The sequence below is a fragment of the Pseudomonas sp. BNK-15 genome (assembly GCF_047456105.1).
Lineage (GTDB): Bacteria > Pseudomonadota > Gammaproteobacteria > Pseudomonadales > Pseudomonadaceae > Aquipseudomonas > Aquipseudomonas putida_E.
Genome location: NZ_CP179898.1, coordinates 5,057,663 through 5,075,270, shown reverse-complemented (window position 1 = coordinate 5,075,270; position 17,608 = coordinate 5,057,663). Strand labels below are relative to the sequence as shown.

The 17,608-nt window shown below is 64.6% G+C and carries 17 protein-coding genes; 12 read left to right on the top strand and 5 right to left on the bottom strand.

The genetic code is table 11. The features are described 5' to 3' along the window. Positions 1-76 precede the first annotated feature (76 nt). Together ptrR and ACMGF5_RS23330 are read left to right on the top strand one after the other, a co-directional pair. The gene (gene ptrR / locus ACMGF5_RS23335) at positions 77-961 is read left to right on the top strand and encodes a putrescine utilization regulator PtrR (RefSeq protein WP_046786398.1); all 885 of its coding nucleotides are present in this window, start codon (positions 77-79) and stop codon (positions 959-961) included. Between the two features lie 153 nt (positions 962-1,114). Continuing rightward, entirely contained in the window at positions 1,115-1,636 is a 522-nt protein-coding gene (locus ACMGF5_RS23330) for an acyloxyacyl hydrolase (protein WP_046786010.1), read from the top strand. 31 nt (positions 1,637-1,667) lie between these two features. Here the strand turns inward: ACMGF5_RS23330 and ACMGF5_RS23325 are convergent, their stop codons facing one another. Then, positions 1,668-3,803 (bottom strand): TonB-dependent siderophore receptor, encoded by a 2,136-nt coding sequence (locus ACMGF5_RS23325; RefSeq protein WP_204918128.1) that lies wholly within the window; start codon positions 3,801-3,803, stop codon positions 1,668-1,670. 199 nt (positions 3,804-4,002) lie between these two features. Further along, a complete protein-coding gene (locus ACMGF5_RS23320; protein WP_046786012.1) occupies positions 4,003-4,893 on the bottom strand; it encodes a universal stress protein in 891 nt (296 codons plus the stop codon). Between the two features lie 158 nt (positions 4,894-5,051). Between ACMGF5_RS23320 and hisN the strand changes: the two genes are divergently transcribed. Then, the gene (hisN, locus tag ACMGF5_RS23315; protein WP_115274630.1) at positions 5,052-5,843 is read left to right on the top strand and encodes a histidinol-phosphatase; all 792 of its coding nucleotides are present in this window, start codon (positions 5,052-5,054) and stop codon (positions 5,841-5,843) included. A 172-nt stretch (positions 5,844-6,015) separates the two neighbouring features. Continuing rightward, positions 6,016-6,747, top strand: a complete 732-nt coding sequence (locus ACMGF5_RS23310; protein ID WP_115275530.1) for a hypothetical protein — start codon at positions 6,016-6,018, stop codon at positions 6,745-6,747. A gap of 6 nt (positions 6,748-6,753) precedes the next feature. Here the strand turns inward: ACMGF5_RS23310 and ACMGF5_RS23305 are convergent, their stop codons facing one another. Continuing rightward, positions 6,754-7,638, bottom strand: coding sequence for an alpha/beta hydrolase (locus tag ACMGF5_RS23305; RefSeq protein WP_174141923.1), 885 nt, complete (start codon positions 7,636-7,638; stop codon positions 6,754-6,756). Between the two features lie 313 nt (positions 7,639-7,951). Between ACMGF5_RS23305 and ACMGF5_RS23300 the strand changes: the two genes are divergently transcribed. Then, positions 7,952-8,908, top strand: a complete 957-nt coding sequence (locus tag ACMGF5_RS23300) for a helix-turn-helix transcriptional regulator (protein WP_119687142.1) — start codon at positions 7,952-7,954, stop codon at positions 8,906-8,908. A gap of 95 nt (positions 8,909-9,003) precedes the next feature. On the opposite strand, the gene ACMGF5_RS23295 is transcribed toward ACMGF5_RS23300, so the two are convergent. Together ACMGF5_RS23295 and ACMGF5_RS23290 are read right to left on the bottom strand one after the other, a co-directional pair. Then, positions 9,004-10,155 (bottom strand): acyl-CoA dehydrogenase family protein, encoded by a 1,152-nt coding sequence (locus ACMGF5_RS23295; RefSeq protein WP_115274632.1) that lies wholly within the window; start codon positions 10,153-10,155, stop codon positions 9,004-9,006. 16 nt (positions 10,156-10,171) lie between these two features. Then, positions 10,172-11,242, bottom strand: a complete 1,071-nt coding sequence (locus tag ACMGF5_RS23290) for an enoyl-CoA hydratase/isomerase family protein (protein ID WP_204918126.1) — start codon at positions 11,240-11,242, stop codon at positions 10,172-10,174. A 283-nt stretch (positions 11,243-11,525) separates the two neighbouring features. Here ACMGF5_RS23290 and mdcA point away from each other — a divergent pair, with 283 nt between their 5' ends. Genes mdcA through mdcH form a run of 7 tightly spaced genes read left to right on the top strand, consistent with a single transcriptional unit; the run spans position 11,526 to position 17,588 of the window. Beyond that, positions 11,526-13,187 (top strand): malonate decarboxylase subunit alpha, encoded by a 1,662-nt coding sequence (mdcA, locus tag ACMGF5_RS23285; protein ID WP_251962577.1) that lies wholly within the window; start codon positions 11,526-11,528, stop codon positions 13,185-13,187. Then, positions 13,187-14,125 (top strand): triphosphoribosyl-dephospho-CoA synthase, encoded by a 939-nt coding sequence (locus tag ACMGF5_RS23280; RefSeq protein WP_204918124.1) that lies wholly within the window; start codon positions 13,187-13,189, stop codon positions 14,123-14,125. Before mdcA ends, ACMGF5_RS23280 begins: the two co-directional genes overlap by 1 nt. 1 nt (position 14,126) lies before the next feature. Then, the gene (locus tag ACMGF5_RS23275; protein WP_414157289.1) at positions 14,127-14,426 is read left to right on the top strand and encodes a malonate decarboxylase subunit delta; all 300 of its coding nucleotides are present in this window, start codon (positions 14,127-14,129) and stop codon (positions 14,424-14,426) included. Then, positions 14,419-15,267 (top strand): biotin-independent malonate decarboxylase subunit beta, encoded by an 849-nt coding sequence (locus tag ACMGF5_RS23270; RefSeq protein ID WP_046786019.1) that lies wholly within the window; start codon positions 14,419-14,421, stop codon positions 15,265-15,267. The genes ACMGF5_RS23275 and ACMGF5_RS23270 overlap by 8 nt, the downstream gene beginning before the upstream one ends. Continuing rightward, a complete protein-coding gene (gene mdcE, locus ACMGF5_RS23265; RefSeq protein WP_046786020.1) occupies positions 15,264-16,055 on the top strand; it encodes a biotin-independent malonate decarboxylase subunit gamma in 792 nt (263 codons plus the stop codon). Before ACMGF5_RS23270 ends, mdcE begins: the two co-directional genes overlap by 4 nt. Position 16,056: 1 nt before the next feature. Continuing rightward, positions 16,057-16,671: a malonate decarboxylase holo-ACP synthase gene (locus tag ACMGF5_RS23260; RefSeq protein WP_115274636.1), complete on the top strand. Its 615-nt coding sequence runs from the start codon at positions 16,057-16,059 to the stop codon at positions 16,669-16,671. After that, a complete protein-coding gene (gene mdcH / locus ACMGF5_RS23255; protein ID WP_115275532.1) occupies positions 16,668-17,588 on the top strand; it encodes a malonate decarboxylase subunit epsilon in 921 nt (306 codons plus the stop codon). Before ACMGF5_RS23260 ends, mdcH begins: the two co-directional genes overlap by 4 nt. The last annotated feature ends 20 nt before the right edge of the window (positions 17,589-17,608 follow it).

Below are 17,608 nucleotides of genomic sequence, written 5' to 3'. Positions count from 1 at the left end.
AGGCCAGACTAGTGGGCTAGGGGTTTAATGAAAACTGAATAATAATGAGCGAAACATTCACGTTTGGAGAATGACTGTGGATCTGGTGCAATTGGAGATCTTCAAGGCAGTGGCCGAACAGGGCAGCATCAGCGCCGCCGCCCAGCACATCCATCGGGTGCCGTCTAACCTGACCACGCGCATCAAGCAGCTGGAGGAAGACCTGGGTGTCGAGTTGTTCATCCGTGAAAAAAGCCGCCTGCGCCTGTCGCCGGCTGGCTGGAACTTCCTCGAATACACCCGGCGCATCCTCGACCTGGTGCACGAGGCCCGGTTGACGGTGGCGGGCGAAGACCCGCAAGGCACCTTCGCCCTGGGTTCGCTGGAGAGCACCGCAGCCGTGCGTATACCGGCATTGCTGGCCGCCTATAACCAGCGCTACCCGAAAGTCGACCTGGACCTTTCCACCGGGCCGTCGGGGACCATGCTTGAAGGTGTGCTGTCCGGGCGCCTGGTGGCAGCATTCGTCGATGGCCCGTTGTTGCACCCCACGCTCGAAGGCATGCCGGTATTCGAGGAGGAGATGGTGATCATCTCGCCGCTCAACCATGCCCCGGTAACCCGTGCGCAGGACGTCAACGGTGCGAGTATCTACGCCTTCCGTGCCAACTGCTCGTACCGCCATCATTTCGAGAACTGGTTCGTCCAGGACCAGGCGGTACCAGGCAAGATCCATGAAATGGAGTCCTACCACGGCATGCTCGCCTGCGTCAGCGCAGGTGCCGGCCTGGCCATGTTGCCACGCAGCATGCTCGACAACATGCCCGGCTGCACCACGGTTAGCGCCTGGCCCATGTCGGAGGATTTTCGCTACCTCAAGACCTGGCTGGTGTGGCGCCGCGGTACCGTATCGCGCAGCTTGAGCATGTTCGTTAAGCTGCTTGAGGAGCGGCGCGCTGGCTCAGACCGTACTGAACATTAGCCATTGGTGGCAATTCACTTCCAACTTTCTGATTAATTGGACAATAATCAGAAAAGTATTACCTCGTGTGACCGGTTGGATGCACCGGCCACCGTAAAAATCGAGGGGCAAAAGCCCCCGCTTGCCCGTGTTGACCATCAGGAGATGTCATCGATGAAAACCCGTCTTGCCACTATGCTCGCAGCCGCCGCATTGGCTGTTGCCGGGGCCAATCTGGCCCAGGCCGCGCAGGTGTCCGGCGCCGTGGGCGCCACCAGCCAGGGCGACATGACTTACCGTATCGGCCTGGCCTTCGACTGGGACAAGAAATGGCTGCAAAGCAGCACCGGCTTCGTGACCGGTTATTGGGATGCAGCCTACACCTACTGGGAAGGTGGCGAGGCCAGCGGTGCTCACTCGCTGTCGTTCAGCCCGGTGTTCACCTACGAATTCAGCGGCTTCACCTACACCCCGTACATCGAGGCAGGCATCGGCCTGGCAGCATTTTCCAAGACCGATGTCGGCGATCAACACCTGGGTTCGTCGGTCAATTTCGAGGACCGCATCGGCTTCGGCCTGAAGTTGCCGGGCGAGCAGAAAGTCGGCATCCGTGCCATGCACTACTCCAACGCCGGTATCAAACAGCCGAACGACGGCATCGAATCCTACTCGCTGTTCTACAGCAAGGCGTTCTGAAACGGCGGGCCGCGCCAGCGGCCCCGGCCATTCAGAAGGTGTACGCAACCCCGGCTTGCACCGTGCGCGGTGCACCCGGGTACACGTAAGTGTTGAACGCCCCTTCGTCATAGCCCTTGTTGAACACGTTCTTCACGTCCAGGTTCAGCCGTACATGCTCGTTGACCTTGTAGAAGCTGTGCAGGTCGACCACGCTGTAGCTCGCCATGGTGTAGGTCGTCGCGGCGGTCTGCCCGGCACGGTCATCGATGTACTTCACCCCAACCCCCAGCCCCAGGCCCTTGGCCAGTCCATCCTGAAACTCGTAGGTGTTCAGCAGGCTGAAGCTGTTGCGCGGGATGTTCGCCAGGCGCGTGCCGCTGGGCACGGTGTTGTCTTGGGTGACCTCGGCGTCGACATAGGCATAGCCACCGATCACACGCCACTCAGGGGTGAGGTTGCCGGCAATGTTGATGTCCAGCCCGCGGCTGCGCACCTCGCCGGCGGCGATGCTGTAGGTACCAGAAGGGTCATTGGGGTCGCGGGTCAGCACGTTTTCCTTGACGATGTGGTAGACAGCCGCGTCGATGCTTAGCTGGCGATCGGGCGCTTCCCACTTCACACCCAACTCATACGACTTGCCTTTCTCAGGGTCGAAACCACTGCCTTGCAGGCTGGCGCCACTGTTGGGTTTGAACGAGCGCGCGGTGTTGGCGTACACGGCAAGCGTGTCGGTGATGTCATACAGCAGGCCGAAACGAGGGGTGACGCCGTTTTCGCCCTTGCTGAAGTCACCAGCATTGTTCAGCTTGTTGTCGTAGTCATGCTCGTAACGCTCGAAGCGCACCCCGGCCAGTGCCTTCAGGCGCTCGGTCAGGGCGACCTGGTCCTGGATGAAGGCGGCCCAGGTCTTGAGGTTTTCCTTGTCGTGGGTAGTCGTGCGGGTCAGGGCAGGGCGGGGCTGGCCCAGCACCGGGTCGAAGATGTCGATCGGATAGGCGCCGGCACCGGCGGCCGAACGTTGAATGATCGAGCTGTAGTCATAGTCTTCATATTCGATACCGGTAAGCAGGGTGTGGGCGAAGCCACCTGTGTCGAAGTGGCCGGTCAGGTTGAGCTGGTAGTCACGGTCGGTCCATTCGAGCTTGCGGTAGTTGAAGTTGCGCCCAAGGGTTTGGCCATCAGCCTGCAACGCATTGGCTTCCACGGCGTTGCCCTTGAGTGAGCCGTCCAGCCACTGCATGCCGCCACCCAAGGTCCAGTCTTCGCTGAGCGCGTGCTCGAAGCGCAACTGCGCCATGTTGTTGTCGTTGTGCAGCAGGTTGTCGCTGCCTTTTTCCCAGATATTGGTGTCACGCGAGGCGGTGCCGCGCTGGCCGGGCAGGCGGGTAAGGCCCCGGTCCAGCGGGTGGTTGTTGCGCATGAAGTCGCCCTCGAAGACGATCTTCGTGGCGTCATTGACCTGCCAGCTCAGCACGGGCGCAACGTCGTAGCGTTCGCTCTCGACATCGTCGCGGAAGCTTTCGCCACCTTCACCCAGCACGTTCAGGCGGTAGGCGAGCGAGCCCTCTTCATTGAGCGGACCGGTGGCATCGAGGGTTGCCCGGTGCATGCCCTGGTCGTCGAGCTGGCTGCCAAGCGTCACCTTGGGTTCGGCCAGTGGCTGCTTGCTGACCACGTTGAAGGTCCCGCCCGGGTCGCCACGGCCATAGAGGCTGGTGGCTGGGCCGCGTATTACTTCCAGCCGCTCGACGCTGTTGGCATCGGGGGCATTGGGGTAGCCACGGTTGATCGGGAAGCCATTGCGGTAGAACTCGCCCGTGGTGAAACCGCGCACCGTGAAAGTGGTCAGGCCCTGGCCGCCAAAGTTGTTGGCGCGGCCAACGCCGCCTGCGTAGTCAAGGCCGTCCTGCAGCCGCGTGGCGCCGGTGTCTTCGAGTACATCCTTGGGTACGACGCTAATCGACTGCGGTATTTCGTGCAGCGCGGTGTCTGTGCGCGTGGCACTGGCCGAACGACTGGCTTTGTAGCCCTCGACCGGTCCATCGGCGCGTTCGCTGTCGGCGGTACCGTTAATGTTCAAGGCCTGGAGTTCGATCTGGGCGGGGTTACCGAGTGATTCGGACTCGGCGAAAGCCAACGGGGAGACAGCATGTAGTACACAAAGCGAAACGAACGTGCGACGCATCGACGGTACGATCCTGAAGTAGGGCGCTAGGAAGGGGATTGATACGTCGCGAAAGTACTACGAATCATTATCAAATGCATTATTTTTAAGTGGGTCGGGAGTACCAGTTTGGTGCTGGTCGTGCGATTGACTGGGCTGTCAGATCAAGCACCGCGCAGCCGGCGCTCGATCCGACAGCCCAAAAATCTCAGCTGATGCCTCAACGCACCCCTTTGACCGCCAGCACATTGCACAACGGATGCTCCAGCACATGCGCCGTGGTCCCGCCCAGGAACGTCTGCATGGCGTCATGCCGGTGGTTGCCCATCACGATCACATCGACCCGGCCGTGGCTGACGAACTGGGCGATCGCCCGAATCGCTGCACCTTCCAGAAAGTGTCGGCGTTCCAGCGGGACCTGGTGATGGTCACCCAGGCGATTGAACGCTGCCCGTTGCGCGGTGCGCACACTGCCCTCGAAACCGGGCATGGTCACCGTGCCGGCGCCGAAGTCGGCGAGATGGGTCCTGGCCGCATCGCATACATGCAACAGGTGCAGTTCGGCGTTGCACTGCAGGGCCAAGGCATGGGCGCAGTGGATCACCTGCTCGTCCAGGTGTTCGCCGGCACCGTGGCTGTTGAGGTCGACGGCGACGGCGATTTGCCGGGGCAGCGGCAGGCGAATGTCGCTGACCAGGTGCACGGCCACCGGGCTGTCCTTGAGCAGTTGCCAGTCCAGCGGTGTGACCAACAGGCGCTTGAGCACCGGTTCGTGCTGTACATCCTTGATCAGCAAATCACAGCCCAACTGCTCGATGCGCTCGATCACGCTGCCCAGCGGATCACGGGTGAGCAGCAGTTCGGTGGACACATCCAGGCCGTCATCGCGCAATTGCTCGGTGGCATCGGCCAGCCACTGGCGGTTGTCGGCAAGCAGCCGCTCGCGTTCACGGCCGTCGCTCATCAGGCCAAAGGTGTCGACATCGTCGACGAAGACATTGATATCCAGCAGGGCACCGCTGGATTCAGCCAACGCCGCCGCGCGTTGCAGCGCGGGCGTGTAACGCATCTGCGGGCCGAGCATGACTAACAAACGCTTGAACTGGCTCATCGCACACCTCCACGTGTGGGCAGCCCCCCGGTTCATGCCTGTTGATCTGGTCTGTTCAGTCTAGGCGGCAGCGGGCTTGCCCGCGAATACGCAGGCGTCTACCGCCAAAGGGTTTGTCGGGTATGATGCCAGCCCCATCATTTCACGAGGCCCGTTTCATGTCCCTGAGTGCTGAACAGACCGGCGAATTCCGCGCCTTCGCCGAGCAGTTGGCCGATGCCGCTGCAGCCGCGATCCAGCCGTACTTTCGTGCCAGCCTGGACGTCGAGGACAAGGGCGGGCGCCTGTACGACCCGGTGACCGTGGCCGACAAGGCTGCCGAAGACGCCATGCGCACGCTGATCCAGGCGCGTTACCCGGAACACGGCATTCTTGGCGAAGAGCAGGGGGTGGCAATCGGCAGCAGCCCATTGACCTGGGTGCTCGACCCCATCGATGGCACTCGCGCCTTCATCACCGGCCTGCCACTGTGGGGCACGCTGATCGCCCTGAACGATGGTACCCGCCCCGTGCTGGGGGTGATGAACCAACCTTTCACCGGTGAGCGTTTCGTCGGTACCCCCGAAGGTGCGTGGCGCAGCGGCACGCCATTGAAGACCCGCGCCTGTGCAGACCTGGCGGCGGCAACCTTGATGTGCACGACGCCAGACATGTTCGATACCCCAGAGCGCAAGGCTGCGTTCCAGGCCGTGGCTGACAAGGCGCGGCTGATGCGCTACGGCGGCGATTGCTACGCCTACTGCATGCTGGCCTCGGGGTTTGTCGATGTGATCGTCGAAGCGAGCCTGCAACCGTATGACGTGCAGGCGCTGATGCCGATCATCGAAGGGGCGGGCGGGGTGATCACCGCTTGGGATGGCAGTTCGGCACAGCACGGCGGCTGTGTGGTGGCGTGTGGTGATCCGGTACTGCACGCTCAAGTGGTGCAGATGCTGCGCCACGCCATGTGATTGTTGCTTGTAAGGCTTTCATGGGCGCCAGCCTGGCAGACCTAGGCAAGCCGGCGAGCAGGTGCACTGACTTGCGGTAGCCCCGCCATCGCACTTTTTCCGGTTTGCGGGCTCTATGCTTGGCCAGGCCGCGCCGATCCCCGGCACGGCCGCCGATTTCGACCCGGTGCCGATGGTTGCAAGCAAACCCGTATTCTTCCCGCGCCTGCTGCTGGCAGGCACACTGGTCTGCCTGGGCGCCTGCACCCAGCAGCAAGGCCAGGACATCGTCAGCCAGTTCGGCAACGGCAAGCCCAGCGAGCTGTTCCAGACCAGTGTCGACCGCATGGCGACGCTGGCCATGCGCGACAACCTGCAGAGCCTGTACCTGCTGATGAACAAGCTGTACCTGCGCAACCCCAGCCAGTGGAAGATGTCCGGTTACCTCGATGCCGCCACTGCAGAGCGGCAGATCCGCATTGCCATCGAACAGCGTCAACCCTTGGCGCAGCTTGGCAACCGTCGCGACCTCGTTGCCTTGAGTTATGCCCTGAGCCCGGAGTTTCGCGGTGACCGGGTCGGTGCGTTCATCTACGCCATCGGCAGCATGCTGATCACCGCACACGGTGGGCGAACCGAGTTCTACATGACGGACACCATCGACCCTTTGTTCGTCAACAACGCCGCTCGCAACATCGAAAAGGCCACCTGGATGCTCAGCCAGCGCCAGGATGCCAATGGGGTATTGCTGTTATTTTCCAACGAGATTTCGCAGGAGGGCAGCAACCTGAGTTTTGCAGTGGAGTTCGGCAAGATCGTGGCGCGGCTGGATCTGCTGGCGCAACTGTTGGATGAGCGCTACCGGCGGATCGGGCTCAACTACGCGCAAAGCCTGTTGCTGATGAATTTCCTGCCGGTGCAGTGAACCCCGTTACAGCAATGCCCGAATCGCACGCTGATAGCGCTGGCCGGCGCGGCTCATGCTGTTGTTGTGGCTGGCCCCCGGTACCAGCAACAAGGTTTTGGGCTCCTGCGCCGCTTCGAACAATTGCTGGCTGAAACGCGGCGGCACGAAACGGTCGTCGAGCCCGTGCACCAGCAGCAGTGGCAGGCCGACGTCCTTGATCTTGTCCAGCGAATCGAATTTCTGCGACAGCAACCAGCGCACCGGCAGGGTGGTATCAGCCACGGCAGCGGCGACATCGCCCAGTGAGGTGAAGGTCGACTCCAGGATCAACCCCCGCGCCGGGGCTGTACCGCCGTCTTTCTGCGCCTGGCGCGCCAGGTCGGCAGCCAGCTCCACCGCCACTGCGCCGCCCAGTGAATGGCCAAAGATCAGGCGTTTGCCTGCATCGGGTTGCAGTTGGGCAAACCGCTCCCAGGCAATGCGCGCGTCTTCGTAAACTGTCGCTTCGGACGGCAGGCCGCCGCGGCTTTGGCCGAAGCCTCGGTAATCCACGGCCAGCACCGAATACCCCATGGCATGCAGCTGTTCGATGCGAAACAGCTGGCCGGTGAGGTTCCAGCGTACGCCGTGCAGGTAGAGGATGGCCGGCGCATCGGCGCGGCGGGCCGGCCACCACCAGGCGTGCAGGCTCTGGTTGGCGGCGAAGCTGCGCGGGCGCAGGTCCAGTTCCTGCACACCATTGGGCAGGCCGCGGAACCAGCTGGCCTGGCCAGGCTCGATACGGAATACCAGTTCGCGTTCCTTGTGCTGCAGCACGGCGCAGCCGGCCGGCAGGCCGACCATCAGGAAGGTGGCACACAGCCAGGTGAGCCAGCGACGGCGCAGGTGCGTAAGGAAGTAGGTGGGCATGCGGTTTTTTAACAGATCCGCAGGTTCTGATGTGGGAAAAGTTACCGGGTGGACGTGCAGGTTGGTTGCAAGCTGTTTCGTTCGATAACCGCCCAAGCGCTGCTCGCGCCTGTCCGATAGCCGCCCGGCCAATCCGAACATCTCATTGCCCAACCCCCATCTTTTGCTTAGTGTGGGACCAAGCCACCGGCGGTCAGCTGCCTTTAGAAACCCGACCCCGGCCCGGTAGAATGACCGTGAACGACCGCAACCACAGGCCCCAGGCCAGTAGGGTGCGGCGCCCAGAACAATAACGATACCGAGTGCCTTGCCTATGGAAAGCCGCCTGCTGAGCGAGCGCAGTAGCGTGTTCCATCACGCCGACCCTTATGCGGTGTCCGATTACGTCAACCGTCATGTGGGCCAGCACTGCATCGGGCTGTCGCGCACCACGCATCCGCAGGCCAGCCTCAGCCACCGCAAGTTCGCCGAACTCGACCTGTGCCGCATCAGCTACGGTGGCAGCGTGCGGGTCACCTCACCAGCCCTGGAAACCATCTATCACTTGCAGGTGCTACTCAACGGCAATTGCCTGTGGCGCGGGCATCAGCGCGAGCACCACCTGGTGCCGGGCGAGCTGCTGCTGATCAACCCCGACGACCCGGTGGACCTTACCTATTCCGAGGACTGCGAGAAGTTCATCCTCAAGGTGCCGACGCACATGCTCGACTCGATCTGCGAGGAGCAGCGCTGGCAGCGGCCTGAGGGAGGGGTACGGTTTTTGCGCAACCACTACCGGCTCGAAGAGCTGGACGGTTTCGTCAACCTGCTGGCCATGGTCTGCCATGAGGCCGAGGTGAGTGATTCGCTGCCGCGGGTGCAGGGGCACTACAGCCAGATCGTCGCCAGCAAGCTGTTGACGCTGATGAGCACCAACATCCGCCGGGAAAGCCTGGCTACGCCGGGGGCCAGCCTGGAGCGGATCCTGGACTACATCGACCGCAACCTCAAACTGGAGCTGGCAGCCGAGACGCTGGCCGAACAGGCCTGCATGAGTGTGCGTTCATTGTATGCGTTGTTCGATCGCCATCTGGGCACCACGCCCAAGCAGTACGTACGCCAACGCAAACTGGAGCGGCTGCATGCGTGCCTGAGTGATGGCAGTTGCGCGGTGCGCAGTGTGACGGAACTGGCGATGGATTACGGCTTCCTGCACCTGGGGCGGTTTTCCGAGACCTACCGCGAGCGTTTTGGGCAGCTGCCTTCGCAGACCTTCAAGCAACGGCGCTGACTTGACGGGCACAATCGCTGGCAAGCCAGTTGCTCCCACAGGAGCCCTGCCAGCCTGGCGGGCAGGGCTTTACCTGTGGGCCCCAGCGAGGAACATCACAACGGATAGTGCTTCAACTCCCTGGCAATCAACATCCGCTGGATCTCGCTCGACCCTTCATAGATCTGCGTGATGCGTGCGTCACGGTAATAGCGCTCGACCGGGTAATCTTCCAGGTAGCCATAGCCGCCATGCACCTGGATCGCCATCGAGCACACCCGCTCGGCCATCTCCGATGCGAACAGCTTGGCCTGTGACGCCTCCGACAGGCAGGGTCTGCCTGCGCTGCGCAGACGTGCGGCATGCAGGATCAGCAGCCGTGCGGCATTGACCTGCACCTGCATGTCGGCCAGCAGGTTGGCGATGCTCTGGTGCTCGTTGATCGGCTTGCCGAACTGCACCCGGTCGCGGGAATAGACCAGCGCAGCCTCGAACGCGGCACGGGCGATGCCCAGGGCCTGGGCCGCGATGCCGATACGCCCGCCTTCGAGGTTGGACAAGGCAATGGCCAGGCCCTTGCCACGCTCGCCCAACAGGTTGGCGGCGGGGATGCGGCAATTGTCGAAGGTCACGGCGCAGGTGTCGGATGCGCGGATCCCCATCTTGTGCTCGCTGCGATCGACCTTGAACCCCGGGTTGTCGGTGGGTACCAGGAATGCGGAGAGGCCTTTCTTGCCCAGCTCTGGGTCGGTCACGGCAAAGACGATCGCCAGGCCCGCGCGGCGGGCGTTGCTGACGAACTGCTTGGCGCCATTGATCACCCATTGGCCGTCGATCAACTCGGCGCGGGTGCGCAGGTTGTGCGCTTCGGAACCGGCCTGTGGCTCGGTCAGGCAGAAGCAGCCGATCACCTCGCCGCTGGCCAGGCGCGGTAGCCATGCCTGCTGCTGCTCGGGCGTGCCATAGGCCAGCAGCGGGCCGCAGCCCACCGAATTGTGGATGCTCATCATCGCACCGGTGGCGCCACAGCCTGCGGAGATTTCCTCGACGGCCAGGGCATAGGCCACGTAGTCGGTGTAGCTGCCGCCGAAGTCTTCCGGCACCACCATGCCCAAGAGGCCCAGCTCACCCATCTTGCGCACCACGCCGTCATCGATCCAGCCGGCTTTTTCCCAGGCCTGGGCATGCGGGGCGATTTCGCCGCGGGCGAAGTCCCGGGCCATGTCGCGGATCATGATCTGCTCTTCGCTCAGTTCCAGGTCTTGCATCTGTGTACTCCCCGGCTCACAGGCCTTCGAAGAATTGGTCGACGCGCTGGCGTTGCAGGCCCGCCAAGGTCGGCGGGTTCCAGCGTGGCTGCTTGTCCTTGTCGATGATCAGGGCGCGCACACCTTCGATGATGTCGCCGTGCTGGAACCACTGGCGGTCAAGGTGCAGCTCCATGGCGAAGCACGCTTCCAGCGGCAGGTAACGGCCGCGGCGCAACATCTCCAGGGTAACCGCCATGGCCAGTGGCGAGCGGCTTTCCAGCTGGTCGGCGGTGGCCAGTGCCCACTGGTGGCTGTCGCCGATGCTGACTGCCCGCAGTTGCTCGATGATTGCTGCCATATCAGGCAGGGCGAAGAAGTGGTCGATGACCGGGCGCAGTTTTTCCAGCGGCGCATCGTCCAGCACCTGGCTGCCCAGCTTCGCGAGCAGGTTTTGCAACGCCTTGAGCGGATGGGCGCCGAAGTCCAGTTGGTCGAGGCCTTCATCCAGTTCCGCGAGTTTTTCGCTTGGCAGGTACCAGTCGGCCAGCCCGCAATACAGCGCGTCGGCCGCCTGGATCTGCGCGCCACTGACGCCCAGGTAGGTGCCCAGCTCCCCGGGGATGCGCGAGAGGAAGTAGCTGCCGCCAACGTCGGGGAAATAGCCGATGCCGACTTCGGGCATCCCCAGCCGGCTGCGCTCGGTGACGATACGCAGGTCGCAGCCCTGTGCCAGGCCCATGCCGCCACCCAGGGTGAAGCCGTCCATCAGCACCAGCACCGGTTTGCGGTAGCGGTGGATCGCCAGGTCAAGGGCGTATTCCTCGACGAAGAAGTCTTCGTGCAGCGTGTCGCCAGCCTTGTAGCTGTCATGCAGCGAGCGGATGTCGCCGCCGGCGCAAAAGCCTTTGGGGCCTTCGCCGCGCAGCACTACCGCTTGCACTTGCGGGTCGTCGGCCCAGTGGTCCAGGTGCTGGCGCAGGCTGCGCACCATGTCGAGGGTCAGGGCGTTGAGGCCACTGGGGCGGTTGAGGGTGAGGTGGCCAATCTGGTTGCGGACCTCGGCCAGTACATGGGCCGTTGCCGAGGTATGAGCGTGCGCGGTCATCGCGTTCTCCCTGCTTTGTTATTGATTTTCCAAGTGAAGTCTGGAGTGCGCTGGAGGATCGGTGGATCCTGTCATGCAAAATTGCCCTGCACAATGGATATATCTGCAGGTGAGGCGTGCGTTTTTGCCATGGCTACGGCTTTGAGTTTTTCAGGGTCGTGCATTGCAGGCAACCCTCTTGCAACCATTACCCTGACCGTAACGATCACGCCCCCAGCTTGATTGATCACCCAACCCCCGCGTCCTACTGTGCCCCCACGACAGCGAACCCGTGGAGTCACCCATGACCATAACGAAGAATCCACCGCCGCAATGGTCCAGGCGGCGCGCCGAGAAGCAGCGCCGCCTGGAGCGGGTCCGTCACCTGGCCGACGGTGTGGTGCTGCCAACCGAGCGCATCGTCGAGGCACTGGAGCTGTTGATCGCCCCAGGGGACCGGGTGGTGCTCGAAGGCAACAACCAGAAGCAGGCCGACTTCCTCTCCCGTTCGCTGGCCAAGGCCGACCCCGAGCGCCTGCACGACCTGCACATGATCATGCCCAGCGTCAGCCGTGCCGAGCATCTGGACCTGTTCGAACGGGGTATCGCCCGCAAGCTCGACTTTTCTTTCGCCGGCCCGCAGAGCCTGCGCATCGGCCAGTTGCTGGAAGACGGCCAGCTCGAAGTCGGCGCCATTCATACCTACATCGAGTTGTATTCGCGCCTGCTGGTCGACCTGATCCCCAATGTAACCCTGGTCGCCGGGTTCATGGCCGACCGTGACGGCAACCTGTATACCGGCCCCAGTACCGAGGACACGCCGGCACTGGTGGAGCCGGCCGCCTTCAGCGATGGCCTGGTGATCGCCCAGGTCAACCAGCTGGTCGACCGCGTCGACGACCTGCCGCGCGTGGACATTCCGGCTTCCTGGGTGGACTTCGTGGTGGTCGCTGACCAGCCGTTTTATATCGAGCCACTGTTCACCCGCGACCCACGGCACATCAAACCGGTGCACGTGCTGATGGCGATGATGGCCATCCGCGGCATCTACGAAAAACACAACGTGCAGTCGCTCAACCACGGCATTGGTTTCAACACGGCCGCCATCGAGCTGATTTTGCCGACCTACGGCGAGTCGCTGGGCCTGAAGGGCAAGATCTGCCGCAACTGGACGCTCAACCCGCACCCCACGCTGATCCCGGCCATCGAGACCGGCTGGGTCGAAAGCGTGCATTGCTTCGGCACCGAACTGGGCATGGAAGACTACATCGCGCAACGCCCGGACGTGTTTTTCACCGGCCGCGACGGCTCGCTGCGCTCCAACCGCATGATGTGCCAGCTGGCCGGGCAGTACGCGGTCGACCTGTTCATCGGCGCCACCTTGCAGGTCGATGGTGATGGCCATTCCTCGACCGTCACCCGCGGCCGCCTGGCCGGCTTCGGCGGCGCACCCAACATGGGCCACGACCCCCGCGGCAGGCGCCACGCCACCCCGGCCTGGCTCGACATGACGGTGCCCGACACCTTGCTCGAACGCGGCCGCAAGCTGGTGGTGCAGATGGTCGAAACCTACCAGGAAGGCGGCAAACCGACCTTCGTCGAAACCCTGGACGCCGTGGACGTGGCGAAGAAGGCCGGCATGCCGCTGGCACCGGTGATGATCTACGGCGATGACGTCACCCACCTGCTCACCGAAGAGGGTATCGCGTACCTGTACAAGGCCCGCAGCCTGCAAGAGCGCCAGCAGATGATCGCCGCCGTGGCCGGGGTCACCGCCATCGGCTTGCGCCATGACCCCAAGGACACCTTGCGCCTGCGCCAGCAAGGCCTGGTGGCCTTGCCCGAAGACCTGGGCATCCGCCGTACCGATGCCAGCCGTGAACTGCTCGCTGCGCGCAGCATCGCCGACCTGGTGGAGTGGTCCGGTGGCCTGTACAACCCGCCCGCACGGTTCAGGAGCTGGTGATGCAACTATTCGATCTGCAACCCTATGATCCCCTTCACCGGGCCGGCCGCCCGCTTGAAAACTGCACGATCCCTGTGGGGGCAGGCTTGCCGGCGATCAGGCCGGCACCTGAAAACGCCATTCCCCTTGCCGACCGGCTGGCCGACCTGGCCGTGGAAGCCCTGCTGGACGAGGCCGACCTGTCACCCAAGCCCGGCCTGGTGGACCGGCGTAGCAGCGGCGCGCACAGCGACATGACGCTGGCCCTTATGCATGCCTCGGCGCTTGCCCTTTGGCCTTGCTTGCGGCAAATGGCCGACGCCGCCCAGGCCCATGGCGAGGTTGGCCTGGCGCTGCGCATCGAGCTGGGCCGTATCGGCCGTGAAGGGGAGGCTGCGATGCTGGCCACCACCGCCGGGGTCAATACCCACCGCGGCGCGATATGGGCCCTTGGCTTGCTGGTGGCCGCCCGGGCCCTGGATGCCCAGGCTGACGCGAGTACCGTCGCAGCCCGTGCCGGGCGCATCGCCCTGATCGATGACCCGGCCGCCACCGCCCACGACAGCCACGGCACCCAGGTGCGCCACCGTTACGGCGCCGGCGGTGCCCGCGAACAGGCGCAACAGGGCTTTCCTGCCGTGATCGAACACGGCCTGCCGCAACTGCGCCGCAGCCGCGCCAACGGTGTCAGCGAAAACCACGCACGCCTCGATGCCTTGCTGGCGATCATGGCCGCGCTGAGTGACACCTGCGTGCTCTGGCGCGCCGGCCCCGAGGGCCTGCAAACGCTCCAACAGGGCGCCCGCCATGTGCTCGCAGCCGGTGGCAGTGCCACCCTCGACGGCCGCCGCCACTTGCGCCTGCTGGACACCCAACTGTTGCAACTGAACGCCTCACCGGGCGGTGCCGCCGACCTGCTGGCCGCCTGCCTGTTCCTCGACAAAGCCGGGAGCCTGTGACATGGAAACCCTGACCTTTCAATTCCCTGCCGCCGAGCCTGGCCGTGGCCGCACCCTGGTGGGTTGCGTCAGCTCGGGCGACCTGGAAGTCCTGATGGAGCCCGGCACGGCCGGCAGCCTGAACATCCAGGTGGTGACCTCGGTCAACGGCAGCGGCGCCCGCTGGGAGCAACTGTTCCAGCGCCTGTTCCAAGGGCGCAGGTGGCCGGCGGTGAACATCGACATCCATGATTTCGGCGCCACGCCTGGCGTGGTACGCCTGCGCCTTGAGCAAGGTTTCGAGGAGATCGCCCATGACTGACACCGAACGCTTGCTGCAGAGCCGCAGCTTCGTCGAACTGGGAGCGCGCCAGCGTGCCCGCACCTTGCTCGACCCGGGCAGTTTTCGCGAGCTGCTAGGCCCGTTCGAGCGGCTGATGTCGCCGTGGTTGCCGCGCCAGGGCATCGTGCCCCAGGCCGACGACGGCGTGGTCATCGCCAAGGGCTTGCTCGGTGGCCGCAACACGGTCATCGCCGCCATCGAAGGCGCGTTCCAGGGCGGCAGCATGGGCGAAGTGGGCGGGGCCAAGATTGCCGGTGCGCTGGAGCTGGCCATAGAAGACAACCGCAACGGCATCCCGACCTGCGCCGTGCTGCTGCTGGAGACCGGCGGGGTGCGCCTGCAGGAGGCCAACCTGGGCCTTGCGGCGATTGCCGAGATCCAGGCGGCCATCGTCGAGCTGCGCCGCCATCAGCCGGTGGTCGGGCTGGTCGCAGGCTCGGTGGGCTGCTTTGGCGGCATGTCCATCGCAGCGGGGCTGTGCAGCCACCTGCTGGTGACCCGTGAGGCGCGCCTGGGCCTCAACGGCCCGCAGGTGATCGAGCAGGAAGCTGGCATCGCCGAGTACGACGCCAAGGACCGCCCCTTCATCTGGAGCCTGACCGGTGGCGAGCAACGATATGCCAGCGGCCTGGTGGATGGTTATGTGGCCGATGACGTCGACAGCATTCGCCAGCAGCTGCTGCAGTTGCTCGACGTACCCAGTGCCAACCGCGCAGGCCGCCACGCCTGGTACCTCGAGCGGCTTGCCAGCCTGGGCAATGACTGCCCGCAACTGGACGCCGCCGCCGTACGCGCCCTTTACCAAGGAGATGCCCCATGAACCGTGCCCTGAACTGGCTGCCAGGCCTGGCCGGCAGCGAAGCACTGCCAGGATATCCCGCCTCGCTGCGGGTCATCGACGGCGAGCTGGACAACCGCACGGCGCGCTTCATTGCCGTGGTGCCGGATGCGCACAACCCGTTCCCCCGGGCGCGCAACGGTGAAGTCGGCCTGCTCGAAGGCTGGGCCTTGGCCAAGGCGGTGAGCGAGGCGATTGAGCTGGACCGCGATGGCGAGAAGCGCGCCATCGTCGCGGTCATTGATGTGCCCAGCCAGGCCTATGGCCGCCGCGAGGAAGCCTTGGGCATCCACCAGGCGCTGGCCGCTGCGGTGCAGGCCTATGCCCAGGCACGCCTGGCCGGGCACCCGGTTATTGGCCTGCTGGTGGGCAAGGCCATGTCCGGTGCGTTTCTGGCCCACGGCTACCAGGCCCAGCGGCTGATTGCGCTGGATGACAGCGGGGTGATGGTGCACGCGATGGGCAAGGCGGCGGCGGCGCGGATCACCTTGCGCAGCGTCGAAGAATTGGAAACCTTGGCCGCCGAGGTGCCGCCGATGGCCTACGACCTGGCCAGCTATGCCTCGCTGGGCCTTTTGTGGCGGCGCCTGAGTGTGGACAACGCGGATACCCCGAGCGCAAGCGATCTGGCCCAGGTGCGTGCGTGCCTGGCCGAAGCGCTGCGCGATATCGGCAACACGACCGACCTGACGTCACGGTTGGCCGGCGAGCACCGCAGTGCGTCCCGCGAAGTGCGTGCACGCTTGCGCAGCCAGTGGCAGGAGGCCTGAGATGAGCGCGCCGCAGCCACATGACCTGCTCTGGGGGATGACCCCGGCCGCGCTGCCTGTCGATGCCCCTGCCTGGGCCACGCAGGTACTGGCGGCCGGGCAGCCGGTGGTGGTGCGCCGTGCCTGCTGCGCGGCAGGTTGGGTGGCGGTGGGGCTGCGCGGGGAGGGGCGCGCGCAGCGCCTGGGTGTTCAGATGCGCGTGGCGGACATTCGCCGGCAACTGCGCCCCGAAGCCTTGCGCGGGCAGGGCGCGAGCCCCTGGGCCGCGCTACAGGCGCTGGCCAGCGTGGCCCCTGTGCTCGACGCCTGCGGGCTGGCCTGGGGGCCGACGGGTGGGGTGGGTTACCAGCTGGCTACAGGGGTTGAGGTGCTGCACGCGGCCAGCGACCTCGACCTGCTGCTACGTACACCGCGGCCCATGAGCCGGGCAAAGGCGCGTGAGTTGCTCGATAGCCTCGACTGCGGCCCTTGCCGTATCGACGTGCAACTGCAAACCCCTGCAGGTGGCATCGCCCTTCGCGAATGGGCCGGGGTGGCGCAGCGCGTGCTGCTCAAGTCGGCGCTTGGCGCACGGCTGGTGGCCGACCCATGGAACCTGCTGGAGTGCGCAGCGTGAGCAGCCTGTTCGCCTTCCCTGGCCAGGGCGCGCAGCAGGCGGGGATGCTGCATCGCCTGCCCGAAGGCTCGGCAGCGTTGCTGGAAGAGGCCAGTGACACCCTCAATGAACAGGTGCTGGCCCTGGACAGCCAGCAGGCATTGCAATCGACCCGGGCCGTGCAGTTGTGCCTGCTGTTGGCCGGGGTGGCCTGGGCGCGCACGTTATTGCAACGCAGCCCGGCCCCCGACTATGTGGCAGGGCTGTCGATAGGCGCCTACCCTGCCGCCGTCACCGCGGGCGCCCTGGCCTTTACCGATGCCGTACGCCTTGTGGCCCTGCGTGGTGAGCTCATGCAACGTGCCTACCCACAAGGCTACGGCATGACCGCTCTGAGTGGCCTGGATCTGGCCAGTGTCGAGCGCTTGTTGGCGCAGGTGGGCGGCGAGGTGTACCTGGCCAACCTCAACAGCGACAACCAGATCGTCATCGCCGGCAGCGACACGGCCATGGCCGAGGTTGCCGCCAGGGCGCGCAGCCGTGGCCAGGGCGTGGCCAGGCGCCTGGCGGTCAGCGTGCCCTCCCATTGCCGCTTGCTCGACGGCCCGGCGGCCGAGCTGGCACACGCGTTTGCCAGCGTTAAGATCAACCGCCCGCGCATCACCTACCTCAGTGGCAGCAGCGCGCGGCCGCTGTTGGACCCGCAACGCCTGCGTGACGACCTGGCCGGCAACATGGCCCGGCTCGTCGACTGGCGTGCTACGTTGCGCAACGCCTATGAGCGCGGTGTGCGCCTGCACCTGGAGCTACCGCCGGGCAGCGTGCTGACCGGCCTGGCCCGCCCGGTGTTCGAACAGGGGCGCGTGCTTGCCCTGGAGCAAACCCGACTCGATACAGTGGACGCCCTGCTGCGTCAGGAGGTCAGCCAGCGCCCATAAATGCCGTGTTTTTCGAAGGA

Coding starts and splice junctions, on each gene's coding strand:
- ACMGF5_RS23330 (WP_046786010.1), top strand. CDS start 1,115: ATGAAAACCCGTCTTGCCACTATGCTCGCAGCCGCCGCATTGGCTGTT.
- ACMGF5_RS23325 (WP_204918128.1), bottom strand. CDS start 3,803: ATGCGTCGCACGTTCGTTTCGCTTTGTGTACTACATGCTGTCTCCCCG.
- ACMGF5_RS23320 (WP_046786012.1), bottom strand. CDS start 4,893: ATGAGCCAGTTCAAGCGTTTGTTAGTCATGCTCGGCCCGCAGATGCGT.
- hisN (WP_115274630.1), top strand. CDS start 5,052: ATGTCCCTGAGTGCTGAACAGACCGGCGAATTCCGCGCCTTCGCCGAG.
- ACMGF5_RS23310 (WP_115275530.1), top strand. CDS start 6,016: ATGGTTGCAAGCAAACCCGTATTCTTCCCGCGCCTGCTGCTGGCAGGC.
- ACMGF5_RS23305 (WP_174141923.1), bottom strand. CDS start 7,638: ATGCCCACCTACTTCCTTACGCACCTGCGCCGTCGCTGGCTCACCTGG.
- ACMGF5_RS23300 (WP_119687142.1), top strand. CDS start 7,952: ATGGAAAGCCGCCTGCTGAGCGAGCGCAGTAGCGTGTTCCATCACGCC.
- ACMGF5_RS23295 (WP_115274632.1), bottom strand. CDS start 10,155: ATGCAAGACCTGGAACTGAGCGAAGAGCAGATCATGATCCGCGACATG.
- ACMGF5_RS23290 (WP_204918126.1), bottom strand. CDS start 11,242: ATGACCGCGCACGCTCATACCTCGGCAACGGCCCATGTACTGGCCGAG.
- mdcA (WP_251962577.1), top strand. CDS start 11,526: ATGACCATAACGAAGAATCCACCGCCGCAATGGTCCAGGCGGCGCGCC.
- ACMGF5_RS23280 (WP_204918124.1), top strand. CDS start 13,187: ATGCAACTATTCGATCTGCAACCCTATGATCCCCTTCACCGGGCCGGC.
- ACMGF5_RS23275 (WP_414157289.1), top strand. CDS start 14,127: ATGGAAACCCTGACCTTTCAATTCCCTGCCGCCGAGCCTGGCCGTGGC.
- ACMGF5_RS23270 (WP_046786019.1), top strand. CDS start 14,419: ATGACTGACACCGAACGCTTGCTGCAGAGCCGCAGCTTCGTCGAACTG.
- mdcE (WP_046786020.1), top strand. CDS start 15,264: ATGAACCGTGCCCTGAACTGGCTGCCAGGCCTGGCCGGCAGCGAAGCA.
- ACMGF5_RS23260 (WP_115274636.1), top strand. CDS start 16,057: ATGAGCGCGCCGCAGCCACATGACCTGCTCTGGGGGATGACCCCGGCC.